The sequence below is a fragment of the Mesobacillus sp. genome (assembly GCF_049588175.1).
Classification (GTDB): domain Bacteria; phylum Bacillota; class Bacilli; order Bacillales; family Cytobacillaceae; genus Mesobacillus.
Genome location: NZ_JBAVFI010000274.1, coordinates 1 through 1,736 on the forward strand (window position 1 = coordinate 1; position 1,736 = coordinate 1,736).

Annotated in this window: 1 protein-coding gene and 1 pseudogene; one reads left to right on the forward strand and one right to left on the reverse strand. The window is 39.6% G+C overall.

The window, feature by feature from the left end; genetic code table 11:
• A pseudogene (locus WB217_RS06725) lies at nt 1-295 on the reverse strand (acyl-ACP desaturase); the annotation flags it as partial.
• A 363-nt stretch (nt 296-658) separates the two neighbouring features.
• Between WB217_RS06725 and yfkAB the strand changes: the two are divergent.
• The coding region (yfkAB, locus tag WB217_RS06730) for a radical SAM/CxCxxxxC motif protein YfkAB (protein ID WP_423991838.1) at nt 659-1,736 on the forward strand (1,078 nt) is incomplete at its 3' end.

A 1,736-nucleotide genomic window follows, 5' to 3' on the forward strand; every position in this document is an offset into this window, starting at 1 on the left:
ACGTATGGACAAAATCCTTGATGACTGTCAAAGAACCTTTAAAAGTCTGATCTAAGTACGATGTAAACCAAGGAAGATTCACCTCGGTTAGAAGTGCTGTTTCAATCGCTGTGATCACTGGCGCAGGCAATGTTACCTGACTTTCATTCCATGGCACTCTCCTAAAATCCATACCCTTGTCCCACGGCAAAAACTCATGATAACCCCAGTCAATCTTCTCAGCCCGCAGCTTATGCTCCTCATAAAGCTCCATAATCCTAGGTTCCAGACGAAAATCCAAATGATTCGTTAACAAAATAGCCCCTCCATCAATTTAACGCATTAACTCGTTGGGGGTCAGACCCCCGAGGCGGTGATGCGTTAAAGCGTTTGTTCGCTAATTAATAAGTTGGTATTATGACCTGTTACTAAATTAATTATATCATATTTTTCTGAACTTTACTTTGATGGGTGTCTGTAATTAAATAAATAGTACCTTTGGATTATGGTTCTATGAACCGAAACAAGTTGTCCATAGCACCGGTAATGAACTATTAACTTTTGTATGTAAAGTACATTAAATCCTTCAATTCAAAATACCTTATAGAGAATAGCAAAGATCACCCCAAAACAGATATAATAGAATGGTTTTTCGAATACTGATACTAAGGAGTTAATCATGTCATCCATAAAAAAGATCACCCCTCAATATGACCCCTGGGAAGCCTACATGGATATTGAACAATATGGCAAACCTCAGCTCACTAATATTGAATTCACTACAACGACTCTTTGTAATATGCGCTGTGAGCATTGTGCGGTAGGATACACCCTTCAACCAAAGGATCCGGCAGCACTTCCTTTAGAATTGCTTCTTCAAAGGCTAGAGGAAATTCCAAAATTAAGATCCTTGAGTATTACAGGTGGAGAACCGATGCTCTCGCTTACTTCAGTAAAAGATTATGTAGTTCCAATTTTAAAGTATGCTCATGAACGAGGTGTCCGTACACAAATAAATTCAAATCTTACTGTGGATTTAACTCGTTATGAGTTAATCGTTCCCTATCTTGACGTATTGCATATTTCACATAACTGGGGTACAGTCGATGATTTTGTCGAGGGCGGATTCGCCCGTATGGAGAAAAAGCCAGATTATCAACAGCGAGAAAAATATTTTGATAGAATGATAGAAAACAGCAGAGAGTTAGTAAAAGCAGGAGTAATGGTATCTGCAGAAACAATGTTAAACAAACGGACATTGCCACATTTAGAAAAAATACATAATCAAATCGTCAAAGAAATGCTCTGTCAAAGGCATGAGGTACACCCAATGTACCCTAGCGATTTTGCAAGCAATTTGGAAGTGTTAACACTTGAGGAAATCAGGTCAGCCATCCATCACCTGCTCGATGTCCGTGATGAACATGTATGGATGTTATTCGGCACTCTGCCATTCTATGCATGCAGCCATAACCCAGACGACCTAAGCCTTCTGGAACGACTGTATAACAGTAAAAATGTAACAGTCCGCAATGATCCAGACGGCCGTTCCCGTTTGAATGTTAATATATTTAATGGTGATGTGATCGTTACTGATTTTGGCGATACACCGCCACTTGGTAATGTTCAAACTACTAACCTGCAAGAGGCATTTGATAAGTGGCAGGCATCCGAACTTTCAAAAGAGCTAAGCTGCCATTGCCCAGCTGTTTCGTGCCTGGGCCCAAATATTTTAGTTAAAAACAGTTACTATAAAG